This window comes from Crinalium epipsammum PCC 9333 (assembly GCF_000317495.1).
In the GTDB taxonomy this organism is placed as follows: domain Bacteria; phylum Cyanobacteriota; class Cyanobacteriia; order Cyanobacteriales; family PCC-9333; genus Crinalium; species Crinalium epipsammum.
In genome coordinates, this window is record NC_019753.1 from 2,809,702 (window position 1) to 2,830,619 (window position 20,918).

General features: G+C 39.0%; 16 protein-coding genes and 1 other RNA gene. 14 read left to right on the top strand and 3 right to left on the bottom strand.

What is annotated here, in order from left to right:
• The 4 genes from CRI9333_RS12220 (at nucleotide 1) to CRI9333_RS12235 (ending at nucleotide 4,272) form a co-directional block, all read left to right on the top strand.
• Entirely contained in the window at nucleotides 1–1,044 is a 1,044-nt protein-coding gene (locus tag CRI9333_RS12220) for a glutathione S-transferase family protein (protein ID WP_015203482.1), read from the top strand.
• Between the two features lie 132 nt (nucleotides 1,045–1,176).
• Complete coding sequence (locus tag CRI9333_RS12225) at nucleotides 1,177–1,950, top strand: glutathione S-transferase family protein (RefSeq protein WP_015203483.1); 774 nt, start codon at nucleotides 1,177–1,179, stop codon at nucleotides 1,948–1,950.
• A gap of 41 nt (nucleotides 1,951–1,991) precedes the next feature.
• Entirely contained in the window at nucleotides 1,992–2,447 is a 456-nt protein-coding gene (locus tag CRI9333_RS12230; RefSeq protein WP_015203484.1) for a protein tyrosine phosphatase family protein, read from the top strand.
• 172 nt (nucleotides 2,448–2,619) lie between these two features.
• Nucleotides 2,620–4,272, top strand: coding sequence for an alpha-amylase family glycosyl hydrolase (locus CRI9333_RS12235; protein WP_041226031.1), 1,653 nt, complete (start codon nucleotides 2,620–2,622; stop codon nucleotides 4,270–4,272).
• Nucleotides 4,273–4,670: 398 nt separating this feature from the next.
• On the opposite strand, the gene CRI9333_RS12240 is transcribed toward CRI9333_RS12235, so the two are convergent.
• The gene (locus CRI9333_RS12240) at nucleotides 4,671–4,922 is read right to left on the bottom strand and encodes a hypothetical protein (RefSeq protein ID WP_015203486.1); all 252 of its coding nucleotides are present in this window, start codon (nucleotides 4,920–4,922) and stop codon (nucleotides 4,671–4,673) included.
• Between the two features lie 527 nt (nucleotides 4,923–5,449).
• Between CRI9333_RS12240 and CRI9333_RS12245 the strand changes: the two genes are divergently transcribed.
• From CRI9333_RS12245 to proB, 5 genes are all read left to right on the top strand, one after another.
• Complete coding sequence (locus CRI9333_RS12245) at nucleotides 5,450–5,836, top strand: glycogen-binding domain-containing protein (protein ID WP_015203487.1); 387 nt, start codon at nucleotides 5,450–5,452, stop codon at nucleotides 5,834–5,836.
• A gap of 231 nt (nucleotides 5,837–6,067) precedes the next feature.
• Nucleotides 6,068–6,640, top strand: a complete 573-nt coding sequence (locus CRI9333_RS12250) for a DUF3727 domain-containing protein (RefSeq protein WP_015203488.1) — start codon at nucleotides 6,068–6,070, stop codon at nucleotides 6,638–6,640.
• Between the two features lie 57 nt (nucleotides 6,641–6,697).
• Nucleotides 6,698–7,771 carry an endolytic transglycosylase MltG gene (mltG, locus tag CRI9333_RS12255; RefSeq protein ID WP_015203489.1) on the top strand — a complete coding sequence of 358 codons (1,074 nt, stop codon included), beginning with the start codon at nucleotides 6,698–6,700 and terminating at the stop codon, nucleotides 7,769–7,771.
• Nucleotides 7,772–7,877: 106 nt separating this feature from the next.
• Entirely contained in the window at nucleotides 7,878–8,420 is a 543-nt protein-coding gene (locus CRI9333_RS12260; protein ID WP_015203490.1) for a YqeG family HAD IIIA-type phosphatase, read from the top strand.
• Nucleotides 8,421–8,761: 341 nt separating this feature from the next.
• Nucleotides 8,762–9,871, top strand: coding sequence for a glutamate 5-kinase (proB, locus tag CRI9333_RS12265; protein ID WP_015203491.1), 1,110 nt, complete (start codon nucleotides 8,762–8,764; stop codon nucleotides 9,869–9,871).
• 1,070 nt (nucleotides 9,872–10,941) lie between these two features.
• On the opposite strand, the gene ssrA is transcribed toward proB, so the two are convergent.
• Together ssrA and CRI9333_RS12270 are read right to left on the bottom strand one after the other, a co-directional pair.
• Nucleotides 10,942–11,338: a transfer-messenger RNA gene (ssrA, locus tag CRI9333_RS25700) on the bottom strand.
• Nucleotides 11,339–11,529: 191 nt separating this feature from the next.
• Entirely contained in the window at nucleotides 11,530–12,696 is a 1,167-nt protein-coding gene (locus tag CRI9333_RS12270; protein WP_015203492.1) for a PAS domain-containing protein, read from the bottom strand.
• A gap of 399 nt (nucleotides 12,697–13,095) precedes the next feature.
• Here CRI9333_RS12270 and CRI9333_RS12275 point away from each other — a divergent pair, with 399 nt between their 5' ends.
• The 5 genes from CRI9333_RS12275 (at nucleotide 13,096) to modB (ending at nucleotide 20,863) form a co-directional block, all read left to right on the top strand.
• Nucleotides 13,096–13,572 (top strand): alternative oxidase, encoded by a 477-nt coding sequence (locus tag CRI9333_RS12275; protein ID WP_015203493.1) that lies wholly within the window; start codon nucleotides 13,096–13,098, stop codon nucleotides 13,570–13,572.
• A 115-nt stretch (nucleotides 13,573–13,687) separates the two neighbouring features.
• A complete protein-coding gene (locus CRI9333_RS12280; RefSeq protein ID WP_015203494.1) occupies nucleotides 13,688–14,821 on the top strand; it encodes a cob(I)yrinic acid a,c-diamide adenosyltransferase in 1,134 nt (377 codons plus the stop codon).
• A gap of 211 nt (nucleotides 14,822–15,032) precedes the next feature.
• Nucleotides 15,033–17,948 (top strand): PAS domain S-box protein, encoded by a 2,916-nt coding sequence (locus CRI9333_RS24910; RefSeq protein WP_015203495.1) that lies wholly within the window; start codon nucleotides 15,033–15,035, stop codon nucleotides 17,946–17,948.
• A gap of 158 nt (nucleotides 17,949–18,106) precedes the next feature.
• Entirely contained in the window at nucleotides 18,107–18,862 is a 756-nt protein-coding gene (gene modA / locus CRI9333_RS12290; RefSeq protein ID WP_015203496.1) for a molybdate ABC transporter substrate-binding protein, read from the top strand.
• 174 nt (nucleotides 18,863–19,036) lie between these two features.
• A complete protein-coding gene (gene modB, locus CRI9333_RS12295) occupies nucleotides 19,037–20,863 on the top strand; it encodes a molybdate ABC transporter permease subunit (RefSeq protein WP_015203497.1) in 1,827 nt (608 codons plus the stop codon).
• Nucleotides 20,864–20,918: the final 55 nt, after the last annotated feature.

Here is a 20,918-nt window from a genome sequence, read left to right on the forward strand (position 1 = left end):
ATGTCACAAACAGCAGTTGGCACTAAAAAAAAGGGTAAATCGCTTCCTCCAAAACCCATAGTTAAATTAGGAAAGTTTGTTTGGACAACAATGTGGCATTTAATGATGTCACAACTTGCCCCGCGTAATCAATCAGGCGAGTATGTTCGTCCAAACAGTCAATTCCGCAACTTTATTACTACAGAGGAAGAAAACCCCTACAAACCAGCCGCAGGGCGTTATCGTCTTTATGTAGGATTAGGATGTCCTTGGGCGCACCGTACTTTAGTAGTTTTAGCACTTAAAGGACTTGAAGATGCGATCGAAGTATCAATAGCGTCACCTTCACCAGATCAAGGAATTTGGGTATTAGATCAATTAGATGAGGGTTGCCAAAATCTACCAGAACTATATCAACTAGCATTACCAGGCTACAGTGGACGTAGTACAGTACCCGTATTATGGGATAAAGAAACAAAAACAATAGTTAACAATGAGAGTGCAGAAATCATCGTTATTCTGAACTCAGAATTTAACGATTTTGCCAAGAATCCTACACTGGATCTTTATCCAGTGGATTTGAAACACACAATTGATTCTTGGAACGACAAAATTTATAACACAGTAAATAATGGTGTATATCGTTGCGGTTTTGCCCAAACTCAAACCGCATACGAACAAGCTTGTAATGAATTGTTTGCTACCTTAGATGAGATTGACAAAGTATTAGCAAAAAATAGATATATTTGTGGCGATCGCCTTACACTAGCAGATGTGCGTTTATTCACCACCTTATTCCGATTTGATATTGTCTACTACGGACTATTTAAGTGCAATCGTAGAAGAATCCAAGACTATCAAAACTTAGGATATTACCTGCGCGATTTGTATCAACTGCCAGGTGTTGCTGGAACTTGTAACTTAGAAGCAGTAAAACGCGATTACTACGGTAATTTATTTCCCCTGAATCCTGGTGGTATTATTCCTACTGGACCTGATATTAGCAACCTCACTGCACCACACAATCGGGAAAACTTAGGTAAAGATGCAGTTTTTCAGCAATAAATCCATGCAAGTTTTTAATCTGGAGATATTTATCTTTGATTGCAACTTTGTAGCAGTCGGCGTAGGCAAAATTTTTAATCTAGCCCCAGGATAATATTCTGATGACATTTCTTCATTTAAACAGGCGGTTGTATGCAGCAACAAAATATTAGTAAATTACCCAGTATGCGATTAATTACTATCCCAATCAGCCATTATTGTGAAAAAGTACGATGGGCATTAGATTGGTTAGAAATTCCATATACTGAAGAACGTCATGTACCCTTTTTTCATCGACTAGCAACTTCTCGTGACGGCGGAAAAAGTGTTCCAGTGTTAGTTACCCAAGACGGAACCTTTACTGATTCAACAGATATTTTGCATTACTTAGATACTAAGAATACAAAAAGCAAAAAACTTTATCCGAGTGAACCAAATCTTCGCAACGAAGTTAATCAGTTAGAAGAACTTTTTGATACTCGACTAGGAAATAATATTCGACGTTGGGGATACTTTTATCGTATTCATGATCGTGAAGGAATTCGCCGTTCTTGGTGTACAGGAACTCCTGGGTGGGAAAAAGCAGGATTTGCGATCGCATTTCCTGTAATGCGAAAGATAGTGCAACGAACATATAACATTACAGCCGTTTCTGCTAGAGATTCCTTGCAAGAAATTCAGCAGATTTTTGAAATAGTCAATAAAAAACTATCCGATGCGCGTCCTTACCTCATAGGCGATAATTTATCAGCAGCAGATATAACTTTTGCCGCTTTAGTTGCCCCCGCATTACTACCTCCAGAACACCCCATAAAACCACCTGCACTTGAAACATTTAATAATCAAGAGATGATCACAACTATTAAAGAGTTAAGAGCAACTCCCGCCGGAGTTTACGCACTACGTCTTTACCGAGAACAACGTTAGGATGAATTAACAATTAACTAATTGCTAACGTAATAAAAACAATGGCTAATAATGGCATCGAAAATATTTACAATTTTTTCAAAATTTCAGAGTTTATAGCAACCGCAGGGCAACCTACACTAGAACAACTTACAATTATAAAACTATCAAATTATCAAGCAGTTATTAATCTTGCCCTCCTAGACTCTCCCAATGCCCTACCTAATGAAGAATCTATTGTTAAATCTCTAGGCATGGAATATATCCACCTACCTGTTATTTGGGAAAACCCTACTATTGAAGACATAACTCGTTTCTTTAGCCTTATGAAAAATTTTTCAAACAAACGAGTTTTTATTCATTGTGCCGCTAACAAAAGAGTCTCAGCTTTTATTTATCTATATCGCATTATTTACCAAAAAATAAATAAAGAACAAGCTCAAAAAGATTTACATCAAATTTGGATACCCAATGAAAAATGGCAAAACTTTATCCAACAAGTTACTGACAATTGTTAGCTAAGGACTATAGCCTTAACAAAGTAAAGCCTATTCTTTGTTAATTAATCTCTTAATTCATACAAAAGAAATAATCGCACTTTAACTAAGGTATTTCTCTAGATTGATGACAAAAATATTGACTAAGCCCGAAAATCTTAATTATCTGCGTTTTACTTGACTAAAGGATTTTATTGTGGCTCCCATTGAATTTAACTTATTTGCTCCTTATAACAACGGAGCCGCTTTAATCGGGACATTTTCCGATTGGAAAGAAGTTCCCATGAAAAAAGGGGAAGATGGTTATTTTCGCACAGCAATTGAACTAGAAGATGGCGTTTATCAATATAAATTTAAAGTTCAATCTAAATCTTGGTTTTTTGAAGAAGATCAATGGGTAGAGGTGGTAGATCCTTATGCTACTGATATTGATAATCCGACACAAAACGGCGTAGTACGGATTAAAGATGGTGAAAGAATAGTTGATACTTATGTTTGGCAGCATGATGACAAACCCTTGCCTGCCGACCATGAATTAGTGATATATGAAATGCACGTTGGGGACTTCTCCGGTGGTGAAGATGATCCCTTTGCTCGTGGTAAATATAAACACGCTATTGAAAAATTAGATTATCTTTGTGACTTAGGTATTAACGCGATTGAATTAATGCCTGTCAAAGAATATCCAGGGGATCACAGTTGGGGTTATAACCCACGTTATTTCTTTGCAACAGAGTCTAGCTATGGCACTACAGAAGAGTTAAAAAAGCTAATTGATGAATGCCACGGACGAGGTATTCGTGTATTAATGGACGGGATTTTTAACCACTCAGAAGCAGAAAGTCCCCTCACCCAAATTGATCATGATTACTGGTATCATCACTCACCGCGTGATCCTGAAAACAATTGGGGGCCAGAATTTAATTACGAATTCTACGACGAAAACTTAGAAACATATCCTGCCCGTAAATTTGTTGGTGATAGCGTTCGCTTTTGGATTCAAGAATATCATATTGACGGCATTCGCTACGACGCTGCAAGACAAATTGCTAACTACGACCTCATGCACTGGCTAGTCCAAGAAGCTAAACAAGCTGCAAGCATGAAGCCTTTTTATAACATTGCTGAACACATCCCTGAAACAACCAGCATTACTAATGTTGATGGGCCAATGGATGGTTGCTGGCATGATAGCTTTTATCACTGTGTTTTAGAACATATTTGTGGTGATACTTTTGATTTAGAACGTCTCAAAGATGTTCTTGATGCCAAGCGTCAAGGTTTTATGGGGGCAACTAATATAGTTAACTACCTGACAAACCATGACCATAACCATGTCATGGCAGAATTGGGCGAACGTGAGATTTTTGATGAAGAAGCATTTAGACGTGCAAAATTAGGTGCAGTATTGCTAATGACAGCAATGGGAGTGCCATTAATTTGGATGGGTGAAGAATTTGGTGAGTATAAATACAAAACTCCCGACCAAGCTAAAATTGAATGGACTTTGTTAAAAAATGACCTAAATAGTGGTTTGTTGGACTATTACAAAGGTTTGATTGCGCTGCGTAAAAACAATCATGCCCTCTACACAGAAAACATTGAATTTTTCCATGAAAACCCCGAAGCAAAAGTGCTTGCCTACACTCGTTGGAATGATGAAGGTTCACGTTTAGTCGTAGTGGCAAATTTCTCGGATCAGTTTTTAGGTGGTTATTCAGTACCAGGTTTTCCAGAAAATGGAACTTGGCATGAGTGGACTTACGACCATAATGTTGAAGTTGGAGATAACAACCTCATAACTGATTTAGGAGAGTACGAAGCTAAGGTTTTTGTCTGGCACTAATAAAATATCTTAAAATGCCAGCAGAATAGCAATTAGTTAAAGGGAACAGCAAGACTGTTCCCTTTAAAAATATAGCTAGTTATATAGCAACCGTTAAGGCGGTTAGAACAAAATAACTTGCTAAAACGATTGGAAACAAAGACGTATAATGTAGATACAAAAAATTTCCCGTCTCTACGCTGATAGCTGACGGTTGACCACTATAAATAAACAATTGTCTCCTATTTGTGGTGGGAAATGGCGTTTTTTAGTAATTGTTAATTTTTTTCATGCTGATAACCGTATCAAATATTGATACGGCTTGATTTTAAAATAAACTTCTTTGAATTTGGAAATTTTCAAAGTTGCTTAATTATGATGTGGTTAGGCAAAAACCTAATTGCCAACAAATGTTTGATTTAAGCTGTTTTAAGGGGTTGTTTTACCATTGATTGTTGTTCTTGACTACTAGGTACTAATTCCCAACCTGCTTTTCTTAATTTTTGATATGTTGCCCAACCTTTAGAACCACCAGGAATTTGATAATCCGGTACAGAAAGGTGGGAGAAAGCTGTATAAGGTCGCCAAGGTTTATTAAATTCGGTTTTGAGATGTAAAATTTTCTGTCCATCTGCCCCACTCATAGATAACCAGCACATTTGTCTAGCCATGTATAACTCCTTGCGCTCAAGCAGCGACTATTTTTATCCACAATTATTATTTAGCTAGTTAGCTAAATAGGCAGTAAGGCAAGTATATAAACAACTAAATCAAGAGTAATCCATCTGAAAACACTATAAATAATAGAAGTTTATTCTATGAGTGTACACATCTGGCTACTGCTTAATTGAGGAATATAACATTATTATCTCTAGTGTTTATTCCACCAACCTCACTCTAAAGAATTATTTATCATGTCGAAATAATTTTCTGAAAAGTTTGATACATTTTGAGAAATATAGCGATTTAATACCTGAAACAAACAAAAAATAGTTTGGTATTAAGAAATACAGAATTATTTAAATTTATATTGCTGCTAGAGGCAGAAAATTAGTAAAGCCAAAAATTTTAAATTATTAGAAGCTTTTGAATATATGAAAATTAAGTAAAGTTGTTCAACACAAATTAACATAAGTAAAACCAATATCATAGTTCCGTTTATGTTAATTTCACAGCTTTGCTTAAGTAAGGGGTTTACATGGCAAGTTCAATTGAATTCAATTTATTCGCTCCTAATAACAAAGCAGCAGGGTTAAGAGGATATTTCTCTGAATGGAAAGAGATTTTTATGAGAAAATGCGACGATCACTATTTCCGCACTAATATTGAACTTGAGGATGGAGTTTATCCATATAAATTCCGTGTGCAGTCAAAAAGCCCGTCTTTTGAGTTAGATCAATGGGTGGAAGTTGTAGCTCCCTATGCAACAGACGTAGACGATCGCAATAATGTGGCGATCGCACACATTAAAAATGGTAAATTTTTGATACAGATATATATCTGCCAACATGACGACCAGCCACTACCAGCCAATCATCACTTAGTGATCTACGAAATGCACGTATCCGACTTTAGGGGACGATGATCCGCAGGTTCACAAGTTTGTTTAACTAAGGCGAGAACCGTATGAGTAGTTTTTTCTACACCAGCAGCTATTGAAAATTCTGAGTCCTGAATTCTGACTCCTGATTCCTCACTCCTTCGGATCGGCTACGTGATATTCTGATTTTTGCAACCGACTTCCCAACATATACTAACGAATGAGGTTAGCGGTTTAATAATTTTATAGTCTGTGTTGAGAAGCAACACATTTTCCATGCCCTCATCCCCAAATTTTGAAGAGAATGATTCCCGTGAACCTGCATCTGTCACCCTGACAGATGCAGCAACAGGGCGATCGCTTGATTGTTACATTGAGCATTCCCTAGAAGTAGAGGGTACTTTATACCTGCTACTACTACCTGTAGATTCGCCCATAGAAATTGTTGCCTGGAACGAGGATGGCGAACAAGAAGCCACTCTCGTCGAAGACGAACCCGAACTAGATCGCATCTTTGCTGATGCTCAAGCAGTTCTCGCAGAGCAAAATCTCACCCTCAAGCGCACTGCCCATACCCTTACTGTTGCTGGTGAAATTCCAGAAGTAGTAGAAGAAGACATCTTAACTATAGAGATGGAAGAGGAAGGCAGTGAAATCGAGCCCGAAGAATTTCAGCTTTTAGCTAACTTCTACCATGAAGAGCAAGAGTACGGTGTTTATACACCTCTTGATCCTTTGCTATTCTTTGCACGGGAAAATCAACATGGCAAGCCAGAGCTACTTTCCCCAGATGAATTTAAAAAAGTCCAACCACTACTCGAAGAAATGCTCTTTGACGAGTTGGAATAGAGACTGCCTCAATTTTTTTCTGATTAGCAATTAGTAGCGGTTGTTTCTTCACCAAATATGAATGCTGTAAAGCCCACATTTAAGTGGTTGTACTTGCTAGCTATACCACCAATACTTTTGGGTATAGTTGCTTTTTTTGGCTGGTCTTGGTGGAGCAAGGAAACTGCTCCGCCTCAACTAGATGCACAATCAAGTTCTACACCGGGAAAAACGGTACAAGTCCAAATTCCACAAGGAACGGCGAGCCAACAAATTGGTCGCCAGCTAGAGACTGCTGGCTTAATTCGCTCTACCCAAGCTTGGAAGCTGTGGACATCCTGGTTGTCGTTTAACAATAAGCAGGGTGGCTTTAAGTCTGGTGTTTATAGACTTTCACCTACCCAGTCTTTACCAGAAATTGCTGATCAAATCTGGAACGGTAAGGTGGTACAGCTAGACTACACCATCCCAGAAGGCTGGTCTTTACAGCAGATGGCTAATTACTTTGAATCTATTGGTTTTTTTAAAGCCGAAGATTTTCTGGCTGCAACCCGTGATATTCCTAAAGATCAGTTTTCCTGGTTACCAGATAATTTGCCGCACTTAGAAGGATTTTTATATCCAGATACTTACAAAATAGCTAGTGATAGCATTACCCCCAAACTAATTGTCCGTCAGATGCTCAAAGAGTTTGAACGGGTAGCTTTGCCAGTCTATCAACAAGCTCAAAGTAGTACCAATTTTAGTCTCCTAGAATGGGTAACTCTGGGTAGTATTGTAGAAAAAGAAGCAGTAATTGCAGAAGAGCGTCCTCGGATTGCTGGTGTCTTTACTGCCCGTCTAAAACAGGGAATCACGTTAGGATCTGATCCAACTGTTGAATATGGGCTAGGAATTAAGCAAACTCAAGATCAGCCGTTGACTTACGCGCAGGTGAAAATTCCTAACCCATACAACACATATATCAACCAAGGGCTACCACCAGGTCCGATCGCTAGTCCTGGTTTGGGCAGTTTAAAAGCTGTTTTGAATCCCGAAAATACAGATTATCTCTATTTTGTGGCTCGTTATGATGGTACGCATATTTTTAGCCGTACTCTGCGAGAACATAATGCTGCGATCGCGGCTGTTCGACAACAGCAATCTCGTTAAGTACCATCAGTGCCAATAAACACCCAGATTCGGCTAGTCATGGGTCATTGTTAATTGATGATTATTAATTGATAATTGTTAATTGATAATTGTTAATTGATAGCTTATGCCTTGGGCAGAATTTTTACAGCCAAACTTGATTGTAGAAGGTTCGGTGCTAAATTTGACACCGGAAATTTTGCAAAAATATCACCTTAAAGGTTTGGTATTAGATGTGGATGACACTTTAGTACCAGTAAAATCTACCCAAGCTTCTGAAACATTACTACTTTGGGTAGAAGAAATTAGACAGGTGGCAGCCCTTTGGCTGGTAAGTAACAACCTCAGCGAAACTAGAATTAGCAACATTGCCAAAGCCGTGAATGTGCCTTACTTACTTGGCGCTGGTAAACCATCCCGACGTAAGTTGAGACAGGCAGTTACAGAGATGAATTTGCCTGTGGAACAAGTGGCAATGGTAGGCGATCGCTTATTTACAGATGTCCTTGCTGGTAACAGATTAGGAATGTTTACTATTCTGGTTGAGCCAATGGTTGATCCGGCGGCGGCGGCACGTAAATATCCTATACGCAATTTTGAAGTGTGGTTTTCTCAAACCTTGGGTGTTTCACTGACAGCAAAGCAACAAAAGTTAACTAATTGTGAATAATTGTAATTTAGGGGAAATATAAAGAAATAATTACGAATTTTACGTTTCTCTGAAATCACTGGAATCATAGTTATAGTTCAAATGGGGTCAGCAAATATAAAGACCCTAACTATATAAAACTTATAACTACACAAGAGCGCCAGTACTGAGATTCAACAGGACTGGCGCTTTTGGATTGTGGGCGAGTAGAGAGGCTCACAAGTGTAGGTTTTTAATAATTGCGCCGAAGTCGAGTCAATAGGAAAAATATTGACAATCAAACACCGAAATTCTACATTCTTACTGCCTCTGCCCCTCTGCCCCTCTGCCCCCTGCCCCTCTGCCCCTCTGCCTCCCTCACCATGTCTGAAACAATAGTTGTAAAAATTGGCACTTCTAGCCTGACCCAACCTGACGGGAGATTAGCTGTATCTGCGATCGCAACCTTAGCTGAAACTCTTACCAATCTCAGGTCTTCAGGCTATGGCGTGGTGTTAGTTTCCTCTGGTGCTGTGGGAGTTGGTTGTGCCAGGTTAGGGCTCAAAGAGCGTCCTCGGATGATGGCGCTAAAACAAGCAGTAGCAGCAGTCGGTCAAGGGCGCTTGATGCGGATTTATGACGATTTCTTTACAGCATTAGAACAACCAATTGCCCAAGTTCTCCTTACGCGCAGCACTTTTGGAGAACGCACTAGCTATGTAAATGCCTACAATACCTTCCATGAATTACTGCGGCTAGGTGTAATTCCAATTGTGAATGAGAATGACACCGTAGCTGTAGAGGAATTGAAGTTCGGGGATAATGATACTCTCTCAGCCTTAGTCGCTAACTTAATCGAAGCAGACTGGCTATTTTTACTAACTGATGTGGACAGACTATATTCTGCTGATCCGCGCACCTTTCCTGATGCTCAACCGATCATAATGGTGAACAATCTTGAGGAATTAGAAGAATTGCAGGTGCAAACAGGCGATCGCGGTTCTAAATGGGGTACTGGTGGTATGGTAACCAAAATTACAGCCGCTAGAATTGCTACCCGTGCAGGTATTCGGACTGTAATTACTCAAGGGCAACATCCCCAGAATATTCAGAAAATATTGCAAGGAGAATCTATCGGCACGCAGTTTGCACCCCAAACCCGTACCAGCAACGCCCGCAAACGTTGGATAGCTCACGGAGTGATTAGTAATGGTAAATTGTATTTAGATGTCGGAGCGATTTATGCGATCGCATCTGCTGGCAAATCTCTATTAGCTGCTGGTATCACTAACGTCTCAGGTGAATTTCAATCCTCAGAGGCAGTGCAGTTATGTGATGCCCAAGGAAATGAAATTGCTAGGGGAATTGTCAACTACAGCAGCAGCGAACTAAAGCAAATTAAGGGGCATCGCTCAGAAGAAATCCCCGCAATTTTGGGTTATGTCGGTGTGGAAACAGTTGTTCACAGAGATAACCTAGTGATTACTAATTAGCTTTTAGCCGTAAGACTACTATTTTTTCTACCCCACTTCTTCATAGTGGAGAACCCGTGTGACCATCTTCGTTACTAGGTTTTAAGCTGTTGTGTTTCTAAATTTTATCTTTTAGGAAGAGAGGAGAGAGGAGAGACGGGAAGAGGGTTTAAGAATTTTTCTCTAAATTAAAAATGTACAATTGAAATGCGCCTTAGCTTATGCGTAAGTTTTTATAATTTTCAATGTAAAAAAACTTAACAAATTTAAATAATTCAATAAAGGTGGGTAACACGGGAAAAAGTTCACAATTAGTGGCATCACTTGTAAAGTGTGATTCCCAGCAATAAATTTCTCCTAAGTGTTAACCCAATAGATATCCGACTATTTAAAGATAATTAGTTACGATTACCTTTTTGGGCTAAACTCTCTATTCAAGCAACGTTCTAAATGTTCTAGCCTATAAAAATAACTAAAGCGACGGGGATTTAATATAACTTGCTTATTTGTGCTGAACAGAGGTTGATTGAGAAATTGCCAGAGAGGAAAACGAAGGTTTTTGATTTCGGGAGCCATAAAAGAAAATGGTAGAGTTGAGGGGCGGAAACACTTGCATCCTGAATCGGATGAACCAATCAATTTCGTATATTAATACCTTCCCATAACCTTTAATTACTTTTCATGGTGAGATTTGCGGAATATTTAATTTTTATTTTGACATAGCCAGTAAATTTACGGAGGTACAGGTAAAATTTAATCTTAAAGTTTTATGAACATTGTTAATGAATTAATAAAAATAGTAAACTTTCTGTTATCAAAAGCTATTTTGGCGATCGCGCTTGCATTTAAAGATAGCTAGGCTTTGATAAGTACTTCATCTCAATTCAACCTAAAACACTCAAAGTTTCTTAATGTATTGGGAAAATAAAAAAGATAAAACTAAAAATCTCCTTTTTCCCTTAATCAGGGGGGTGGGGTAATACTTTTAATTAGGTTGACCTACTTGTTAAAAGTACCTTACCGTAAGCTCCAAAATAAAATACCATCCTAAAAACTAAATTCTAGGATGGTATTTTAAATAAGTTGTTTAGGTATGGAGCTGGGCAGAATCGAACTGCCGTCCGCCCTGGGTATTAACTTACCGTTCATTCACAGGTTTAGCTCTTCTGACCCTCAGAGCGGGAACCATCCATTATCCCGGATGACAGGATGCACTGGTGAGTTCTTTGCCCTTTAGCCTACCAGAGGACAACTAAAGAACGCATCCGTTGGGGTTATCTGTAGTCCTTAACGGAGTCAAACTACAGACGCTCAAACCTACTAGATACTAGAGGGTTTTAGGCAGCAACAGTGGCCGCTTTACGAGCGAAAGGAACGATGTTGTTCGCATTTACTTTTTTTTTGAGTCCGGTATTTACGAGAGAAGACTCGCTCTCGACCTGTATCACGGGGCAGTGTTCGCCAACACGTCGAAACCATGACAGCCCCTTGTTTGATATTTATTATTATAACCAAAAGTTGGGCTGTATGGGGGCAACTAACGAGACTTAAATAAATAAAACTTACGCATTTGTACTAAATATTGAGGCTTTAGGGGCTGGGGACTGGTGATTTGTGACTGGGAAAATTTTTTAAAAATGCGTAAGTCCTAGAATTTATCCAGTTTTTTTCTGCACATCTTAGCTACTTTTCAGGTGTGGGTTGAAGACAATTATGTGTTTTTTAGAGTCAAAGATAATCTGCCCTTTTTGCTGTAAATCACTTAATAGTCGAGTCATTGTTACTCTAGTAGTGCAGCAAGCATTAGCAAGATCATGATGAGTCAGGCGAATACTCAATCGAGTTCCGGCGCTTACAGGTTGACCAATTTCCTGTTTTAGTAGTTCTAATAGTTGTAGCAAGCGGTCTTTTACTCGTCGCTGTGCGGAAACTGCTAAAAATGCTTCTGTTTGCTGTAGCCTACGGCTAATTTTGGGTAAAAGCACTTGGGCTAAAGTTGGGTTGTGTTCTATATCTATTAAAGGAATGGATACTAGCTCAACTTGCGGCGACATTGCTGTAGCTTGGCAGGTTTCCAGAGAAGTTAAGCTAGAACCAAATACCATTAATGGTGTTGCTAACCCCATGATCGCTGCTTCGCCATTATCAAAAACAGTTGTCAGTTTTACTGAGCCTTGACACACTAGCCAAATAAATTTACTGTTGAGAGGAATATTTACTCCTGGCGAGAAAAAAGATTTTGGATAATCTATGCTGGGATCATAACTATTTGTTTCTAGTGAATTTATATTTAGTTTGCGTTGCGTAATATCTCGGAGCAACAAGTGTAATGTAAGTAGATTCCCTTCGCTATCGCGGATAGTTTTTAAGGTTAAAGTTATGTCCAAGCTTTCGCCGCTACGTGGCTGCATACATAGAATATATTCCGACTGGCGATCGCTTTTTTGCAGTGCGACTAACTCGGAACAAAAGCCTGAGCGTTGCTGATCTAAAATGAAGTTAGCTAATGGTTTGCCCAGTACAAATTTCGGTGCTATCTTTAGCAAGTTAGCCGCAGCAAAGTTAGCTTCTAGAATAATCCCTCTAGGATCAGTCACTAGGTAAGCCTGGGGTGCTAAATCAAAGATATTTTGGTAACGTTGGCGTTCAAATTCCAAAGTTTTGTAAACATCTAAGATTTCTTCATTTTTCTGCTGTAGTTCCTCTAGGGTAACTTGTAGTTCTTCGGCAGCAGTGGCAAGTTCCTTGAATGCTGCTGGTAAAAGTTCTGAAGAGTTCTGTAACCCGCTTTTAGCATATAATTCATTAATTCTTCGGTATAAGCTGTCTAGTTGATCGGTGAACATATACACCTCCCCCCCCCCCCCATAAGAAAAACTTATCTTTGATTTGAGTTATCCATTTTATAGATAGATAATCTTAATTATGCGTAAAATCTGAGATTTATTTCACTAAAAAAGCAATATTTGGGGAAAAATTTAGATAGATGTATTGAAAGTCACAATCTAGCTTGCCGAGGCACTTAATTCTTAAGAGAGAAGCGAATAGAGAGATAAGTCGCTATTTTTATATATTAAGTACATTTTCATAAATATTATTTACCACAAAATAAAATATTTAAACGCTTAAAAGTAATTTACTTAAGGAATTTAATTAAATTAATATAGCCTTTTTAGGAGAATAGAGTAACCGCCAGAAAATTTAAAGATTAATTTTACATACTTAAAAATTTTGGTATATTATCCATGCTTCAGTTTTTAGTTAGTATTTTAGAATTTTGCTTGAGCCGTTTATACAAAGATAGATTTTATCCACGCTTTTATGTACTAGAAACCGTTTCGCGCGTTCCATACTTCGCTTTTTTGTCTGTACTTCACCTGTATGAAAGCCTTGGTTTATGGCATCAAGCTGACTGGATTAAAATCCACTTTGCTGAATCATGGAATGAGTTACATCATCTGCGAATTGTTGAAGCTTTAGGTGGTGGCGAATATTGGCTTGACCGTTTATTTGCTCATATTGGAGTGTTTGCTTATTACTGGATTTTAGTATTACCTGAAGAACGCCGCCCGAAAATTGAAAATCTTTATGATGTGTTTGTAGAAATTCGCAATGATGAAATGGCACACATCCACACTATGATTGCTTGTCAACGACCTGATGCTAAAGAGCAGTTAAAAAGTCCGCATAGTCGAGATACGTTGAAAAAAGCTGACTGCTGACTGCTATATGCGTTACTTATACTGTGAAAATGGTTAAGTTTTCTTTGCTGATACCCTGCACTAAAGTTAAACTGCATGAGGAAACTATTAAATAGCAGCAGCAACGGAAGCACGGATGACAAGGACTGGCATTGGGATTCGTACAGCATCAAAGCGTCCTGAACGCATGGCTGGTCAAATTCATGTTTACGATGGTGTGGGGAAGGGAAAGTCCCAGGCAGCTTTAGGTGTGGTTTTGCGTTCAATCGGATTAGGTATTAATACTGATGCTGATACGCGGGTTTTGCTGTTGCGGTTTCTCAAGGGGCCGGGAAGGTCTTATGATGAAGATGCGGCAATTGAAGCGTTGAAGTGTGCTTTTCCTCATTTAATTGACCAAGTGCGGACTGGTAGAGCCGAATTTTTTGGGCATGATGAAATTACCCGCTTTGATCGCTCTGAGGCGGTGAGAGGTTGGGATGTTGCTAAGGGCGCGATCGCATCTGGTTTATATTCTGTTATTGTCTTGGATGAGCTAAACCCTGTATTAGATTTGGGTTTGTTGGCTGTAGAAGAAGTTATTAATACGCTGAATCATAAGCCTGAAGAATTGGAAGTAATTATTACAGGTCGGGCTGCACCCCAAGCATTATTAGATATTGCAGATTTGCATTCGGAGATGAAACCTCATCACCATCCCATCGCACAGGAACAAGGAATTGAGGGAATTGAAATCTATACTGGTGCGGGGAAAGGTAAGTCTACAAGTGCTTTGGGCAAGGCTTTACAGGCAATTGGACGGGGAATTAGCCAAGATCAATCTCACCGAGTATTGATTATGCAGTGGCTAAAAGGTGGTAGTGGTTATACTGAAGATGCGGCGATCGCAGCTTTACAACAAAGTTATCCTAGTTTGGTAGATCATCAGCGATGTGGTGGGGATGCAATTGTTTGGCGGGGACAACAAAAAGAATTAGATTATGTAGAAGCAGAAAGAGGATGGGAAATTGCTAGAAGCGCGATCGCATCTGGTCTTTATAAAACAATTATCCTTGATGAGCTTAATCCTACTGTGGATTTAGAATTGTTGGATGAAAGACCAATTGTAGAAGCATTACTGCGTAAGCCTCGTGATACACAAATTATCATCACAGGTCGCTGTTTAAATACTCCTGCTTATTTTAATCTCGCTAGTGTTCACTCTGAAATGGTTTGTCATAAGCACTATGCTGATAGAGGGGTAGATTTGAAGCGCGGTGTGGATTTTTAGAAATTTATTTAATAATCGTATATTTATAAAGAACCCCACCCCCAACCCCCTCCCTGTTGACGGGGAGAGGGCTTTTAACTGCTTTATTCTATATCTAGAACATTCTGTCTATAGCAAAATTTTCAAGCTACCTACCTTTATAAACTTGTATCTCTTGATACATCACTCATACTAAAGATGGGGATTTATTGTTGTTACCCCTGGAAATATTATGCTCACGGCTACCTACGATCTTAGGCTGGTTCTGCTTTCAATTGCGATCGCGACTATTGCCTCTTACACAGCACTAGATTTAGCGGGAAGGGTGACAGCAGCTATCGGTAAAGGTCGTTTGCTGTGGCTGATTGGTGGTGCGATCGCAATGGGGTTAGGAATTTGGTCGATGCACTTTATCGGTATGTTGGCATACAACTTACCGATCCAAATGGCATACGATCCGCCAATTGTTATAGCCTCAATGTTGGTAGCAATCATTGCCTCGGGCGCAGCTTTGTTTGTTGCAAGCCGCAAAACAATGGGCTGTTTGCCCTTGTTTTTAGGGGGTACATTTATGGGATTGGGAATTGCTGCCATGCACTATACAGGCATGGTAGCTATGCAGATAGATGCTGTGGTTCACTACAATTTGCAATTGGTAGCACTAAGTATTTTAATTGCGATCGCGGCATCTGTTACTGCCTTATGGTTAAGTCACAGAATGCGGAGTGAAACCCCTGGACATAGCATTCTCCCAAAGATAGGTGCAGCAGTAATTATGGGCAGTGCGATCGCTGGAATGCACTATACAGGCATGACAGCCGCTAGTTTCCAACTTATTCCCCAAGCAATTACACCGTCATTTCCAGTAATGAACTATTCTTTGCTTGCTGTCGGGATTGCGATCGCTACGATGATTATCCTCACTCTAGCTTTAATCGCTGCCCTCTTAGAACAGTATGTGCGGGTGCAACTGAGTTCTGCTGAAGTATTACGTCACAGCGAACAACGATTTCGCTCACTAGCACAAAACACTTCAGATATAATTACTATTCTCACGGCTAATGGCATAGTTACTTATATTAGTTTGTCTATTACTTCCATCCTTGGCTATGAATCCCAAGATTGGTTAGGGAAAAAAGCCTTTGATTTTGTCCATCCAGATGAGTTAGCTAAAGCTGATCGGCTGTTAGCAGATACTCTGGCTGATCCAGCCGCTAACATTAGGGCTATCATGCGTTTCAAACACGCTGATGGTGAGTGGCAAGATTTTGAAGTGATATTTAATAATCTTTTAGATGATCCTAGTGTCGCAGGAATTGTCACTACTTACCGCAACGTTACAGAGCGTAAACAAGCTGCCTTAGCACTAGAAAACCGTATACGTCAACAAGCAAATGTGGCGCAATTAGGGCAGGTGGCGTTAGCAAATACAGACTTAGACAGCCTAATTGATCGCGCAGTTGATGTTATTGTCCAAACTTTGGCTATAGAGTTTTCAGCAGTTTTAGAATTACAACCAGATAATCTAGAATTGCGTTTACGCGCAGGCGTGGGTTGGTTACCAGGATTAGTAGGAAACATTACCCTCAAAGCAGATAGCAGTTCTCAAGCAGGTTATACTCTTTTAGCGAAAAAGCCTGTAATTATAGAAGATCTCCGCACGGAATTTCGGTTTAGTGAAGCAACTCTATTGCACAATCATCGAGTTGTCAGTGGTATGAGTGTGATTATCCCAGGTAGCGAGAATCCCTACGGGGTTTTGACAGCACACACAACCCAAAGACGGATATTTCATCCAGACGACGTTTATTTTCTCGAATCAGTCGCCAATGTGTTATCGACAGCAATTGAGCGCAAACAAACCGAAACTTTACTGGCGATGTATAAACTTTTGTCTGAACATACGCAAGACATCATGTTATTTACTCGCATGAATGGAGAGATAATTGAAGCCAATGACGCTGCTCTTAAAGCTTATGGTTATAAAGAAAAAGAAATGCGATCGCTCACCCTCATAGATTTAAAAGCTACCCCTAAACAGTGCATCATTCCTTCTCAAACAGAGCAAGCTGATTCAATTGGATTGGTTTATGAAACACTGCATCGTCGCGCTGATGGCAGTACTTTTCCCGTAGAAATTAGTTCTCGTAGTACTCTACTAGGCGATGAACGAGTAACATTAAGTATTATTCGTGATGTTACTGAACGCAGGCGGTTTGAGCAAGCATTGTTTCGCGAAAAAGAATTAGCACAAGTAACGCTGCAATCAATTAAAGATGCAGTAATTACCGCAGATACCTTTGGTCGAATTAAATCACTCAATCCCATTGCCGAAAAACTAACTGGTTGGAGCGGAACAGAAGCAGAAAACGTTGCTTTAAAAGACGTATTTCGGATTATTAACGAAAGCACTAATGAACCTATAGAAAGCTCAGTAGCAAAACTTTTACGAGGTAAGCAAGACGACGCTTTTGCCAGCACTACCCTGTTGATTGCTCGTAATGAACAGCAGTATGCTATTGACTATTCAGCAGCACCTATCCGTTCCCGTGAAGGTGAAATTATGGGTGTAGTGCTAGTATTTCGGGATGTCACTTTATCTAGACAGATGGCGCGTCAGCTATCTTGGCAAGCTAGTCATGATCCCTTAACTAAGTTAGTAAATCGCCGAGAATTTGAAAATCGCTTGCAACAAGCGGTTGATACGGCAAAATATGAAAATCAACAACACGCTTTATGTTATTTAGACCTTGATAAATTCAAGATTGTTAATGATACTGCTGGTCACGCAGCCGGAGATGAACTGTTGCGTCAAGTAACCAAATTACTAAAATCTCATGGGCGTAAAAGTGATGTCGTTGCCCGTCTTGGGGGTGATGAATTTGCTATATTGCTCTACCAATGTGCCATAGAACAGGCACGACCGCTTGCAGAAACAATATTAAAACAAGTTCAAGAATTTATATTTGAATATGACAATCAAATGTTTACTATTGGCGTTAGTATTGGCTTAGTTATTATCAATTCCGAAACACATAGTCGAGATACAGCTTTAAGTTTAGCTGATGCTGCTTGTTATGCAGCTAAAAGCCAAGGTCGCAATCGTATTTGTATTAATACGGAAAATTCTTTGCAATCAATTAATTAAAGCAGTTATTTATAATTAATAACCTTTTTGCCTAATTCAGATAAATCACCACAGATGAAACACAGATTAACACAGATTAACACAGATGTAGTAACTGACTATTGCAATAAAGCTAATAAAAAAAGTATTTACAATTAATTATTGCTAGTTTTTTATTAATGTTCGTAATAAGTTGCACTGCTAATAATCAAAAATCCTCAACTATAAATATAGAAAAACAGCAAATTAATGTGACAGTTTCAGCCGCTATTAGTTTGAGCAATGCTTTAAAAGAAATTAAGCCAATATATCAGTCTAAGTATCCAGGCGTAAATATTAGTTATAACTTTGGTGCGTCAGGTGCTTTGCAGCAACAAATCTCACAAGGCGCAAATGTTGATGTGTTTTTCTCGGCTGCAACTAAGCAAATGGATGTTTTACAAAAAGCTAATTTAGTAGTAGAGGGAACACGACGCAATTTATTAACTAATAGCCTGGTTTTAATTACTGCAAAAGATGGTGTACCTTTGACAGATTTTAAACAACTAACTGATGGAAAAGTTAAACGTATAGCAATTGGAGAACCTAAAAGCGTACCAGTTGGGCAATATTCACAGGAATTATTAACTAATTTAGGAATTTGGCAGCAAGTTAAACCTAAAGTTGTTTTTGCTAATAATGTTCGTCAGGTGTTAACTTTTGTAGAAACTGGTAATGCTGATGCTGGTATTGTTTATACTACCGATGCTAAAGAATCAAATCAAGTAAAAGTTAGAGCAATTGCCTCTGACAATTTACACTCACCAATTATTTACCCGGTTGCAGTAGTTAACAGTAGTCGTAATCAGGATGCTGCAAAATCATTTGTACAGTTTATTGCAAGTGAACAGGCAAAAGTAGTGTTTCAAAAATATGGTTTTGGTGTAGTTAAATAAGTAATTATTATTATAGATGGGAAAATATAATATTTTAAGCAGGGCTTACGGATAGATCCCCCTAAATCCCCCTTAAAAAAGGGGACTTTGATGAAGTTCTCCCCTCTTTTTAAGGGCAGCAGGGGAGAACTTCCACCTTGGGTAACTTTAAAAAAGCCTAAATAAAATTTACTGATGCAATTTGAACTATCACCTTTATGGATATCTTTAAAAACTGCGGGACTGGCTACAGTAATTACTTTTTTTCTAGGTATTGCAGTAGCTAAATGGATGCTAGAAACTAAACTAAAAGCTAAACCAATAATAGAGGCTATATTAATTGCTCCCTTAGTGTTACCGCCAACAGTAGTAGGATTTTTATTATTGTTGTTGTTTGGGAAAAATAGTTTAATTGGTCAATTGTTATGGAAATTTGGGTTAAGTGTAATTTTTTCTTGGCAAGCAACTGTAATTACAGCAACAGTAGTAGCTTTCCCATTGATGTATAAAACAGCATTAGGGGCATTTGAACAAATTGATGTTAATTTACTAGGCGTTGCGCGTACTCTTGGTGCATCAGAATGGGCTATTTTTTGGCGAGTAATGCTACCTTTAGCTTTACCTGGAATTGTTGCAGGAACAATTCTTTCTTTTACTCGTGCGTTAGGGGAATTTGGCGCAACGCTGATGTTAGCGGGTAATATTCCAGGGGAAACCCAAACTATCCCTATGGCAATTTATTTTGCTGTGGAAGCTGGGGATATGCAGCAAGCTTTGATCTGGGTGTTAATTATTTTGGGAATTTCTCTAAATGTACTGGTTGCTGTTAATTTTTGGACTGGATATCAGCGTCGCTTAGTTGCAAGTTCTAGAGATAGAATTGCACTACCTCAACCTAGTGTCATTCTCCCACCAAATCAGCTTACTATTCCCACTGGTTCACCTACGAATAAGATTAATTTATTCGTAGACATTGAAAAACCTCTGCCTAACTTTCCCCTGAATGTCAGCTTAACTAGCACAAGGGAAGTATTAGGAATTTTGGGCGCTTCTGGATCTGGTAAAAGCATAACTCTGCGGTGCATTGCTGGACTAGAAACGCCACTTAGAGGAAAAATAATCTTAAATGGGCGGGTTTTATATGACTCTCAAAAAAGAATAAATTTGCCTAGTAAAGATCGGCGGGTTGGTTTTTTATTTCAAAATTACGCCTTATTTCCTCATCTTACAGTTGCTCAAAACATTGCTTTTGGCTTTCACAAGCATAAATCTACTGTAAGTATCAACCAAGAAATAGAAACGCAACTAACCGCTTTTCAATTGCAAGGGTTAGCCAAGCGATATCCTCATCAACTATCAGGAGGTCAGCAGCAACGGGTAGCTATTGCTAGGGCTTTAGCTAGTAGACCTGATGTATTGTTGTTAGATGAACCTTTTTCGGCATTAGATACACACTTACGCAGTCAGTTAGAACAACAATTAATTGCCAGATTAGCTAATTATCAAGGAGTAACTTTATTTGTTACTCATAATCTTGAGGAAGCTTATCGAGTTTGTGATAATTTATTGGTACTGGAACAGGGGAAGGCGATCGCATTTGGTCGCAAGCAAGATATTTTTGAGCATCCAGCTAGTTTTAGTGTTGCTCAATTAACAGGATGTAAAAACTTCTCTCGCGCGATCGCCACAGCATCACAACAAATTCAGGCAATTGATTGGGATTGTACCCTGAATGTAGTTGAACCTATCCCAGATCAACTTAATTATGTAGGCATTCGCGCCCATCAATTAACCTTTCCTAAAGATACTAACAAAGAAAATACTTTTCCTTGCTGGTTAGTCAATACTAGCGAAACACCCCACAGAATTACATTATATTTAAAACTTCATCATCCACCAACTAGCGATCAAGATTACCATTTGCAAGCAGAGGTTTTTAAAGAAAAATGGGCAGTTATCAAAGACCGCCCGTTTCCTTGGCTAATTCATTTGCATCCTTTACAGCTAATGTTGTTGGAGTAATCAACTTTCAAGAGGTAAATTAACCGCAGATAAACGCAGATAAACGTAGATATTA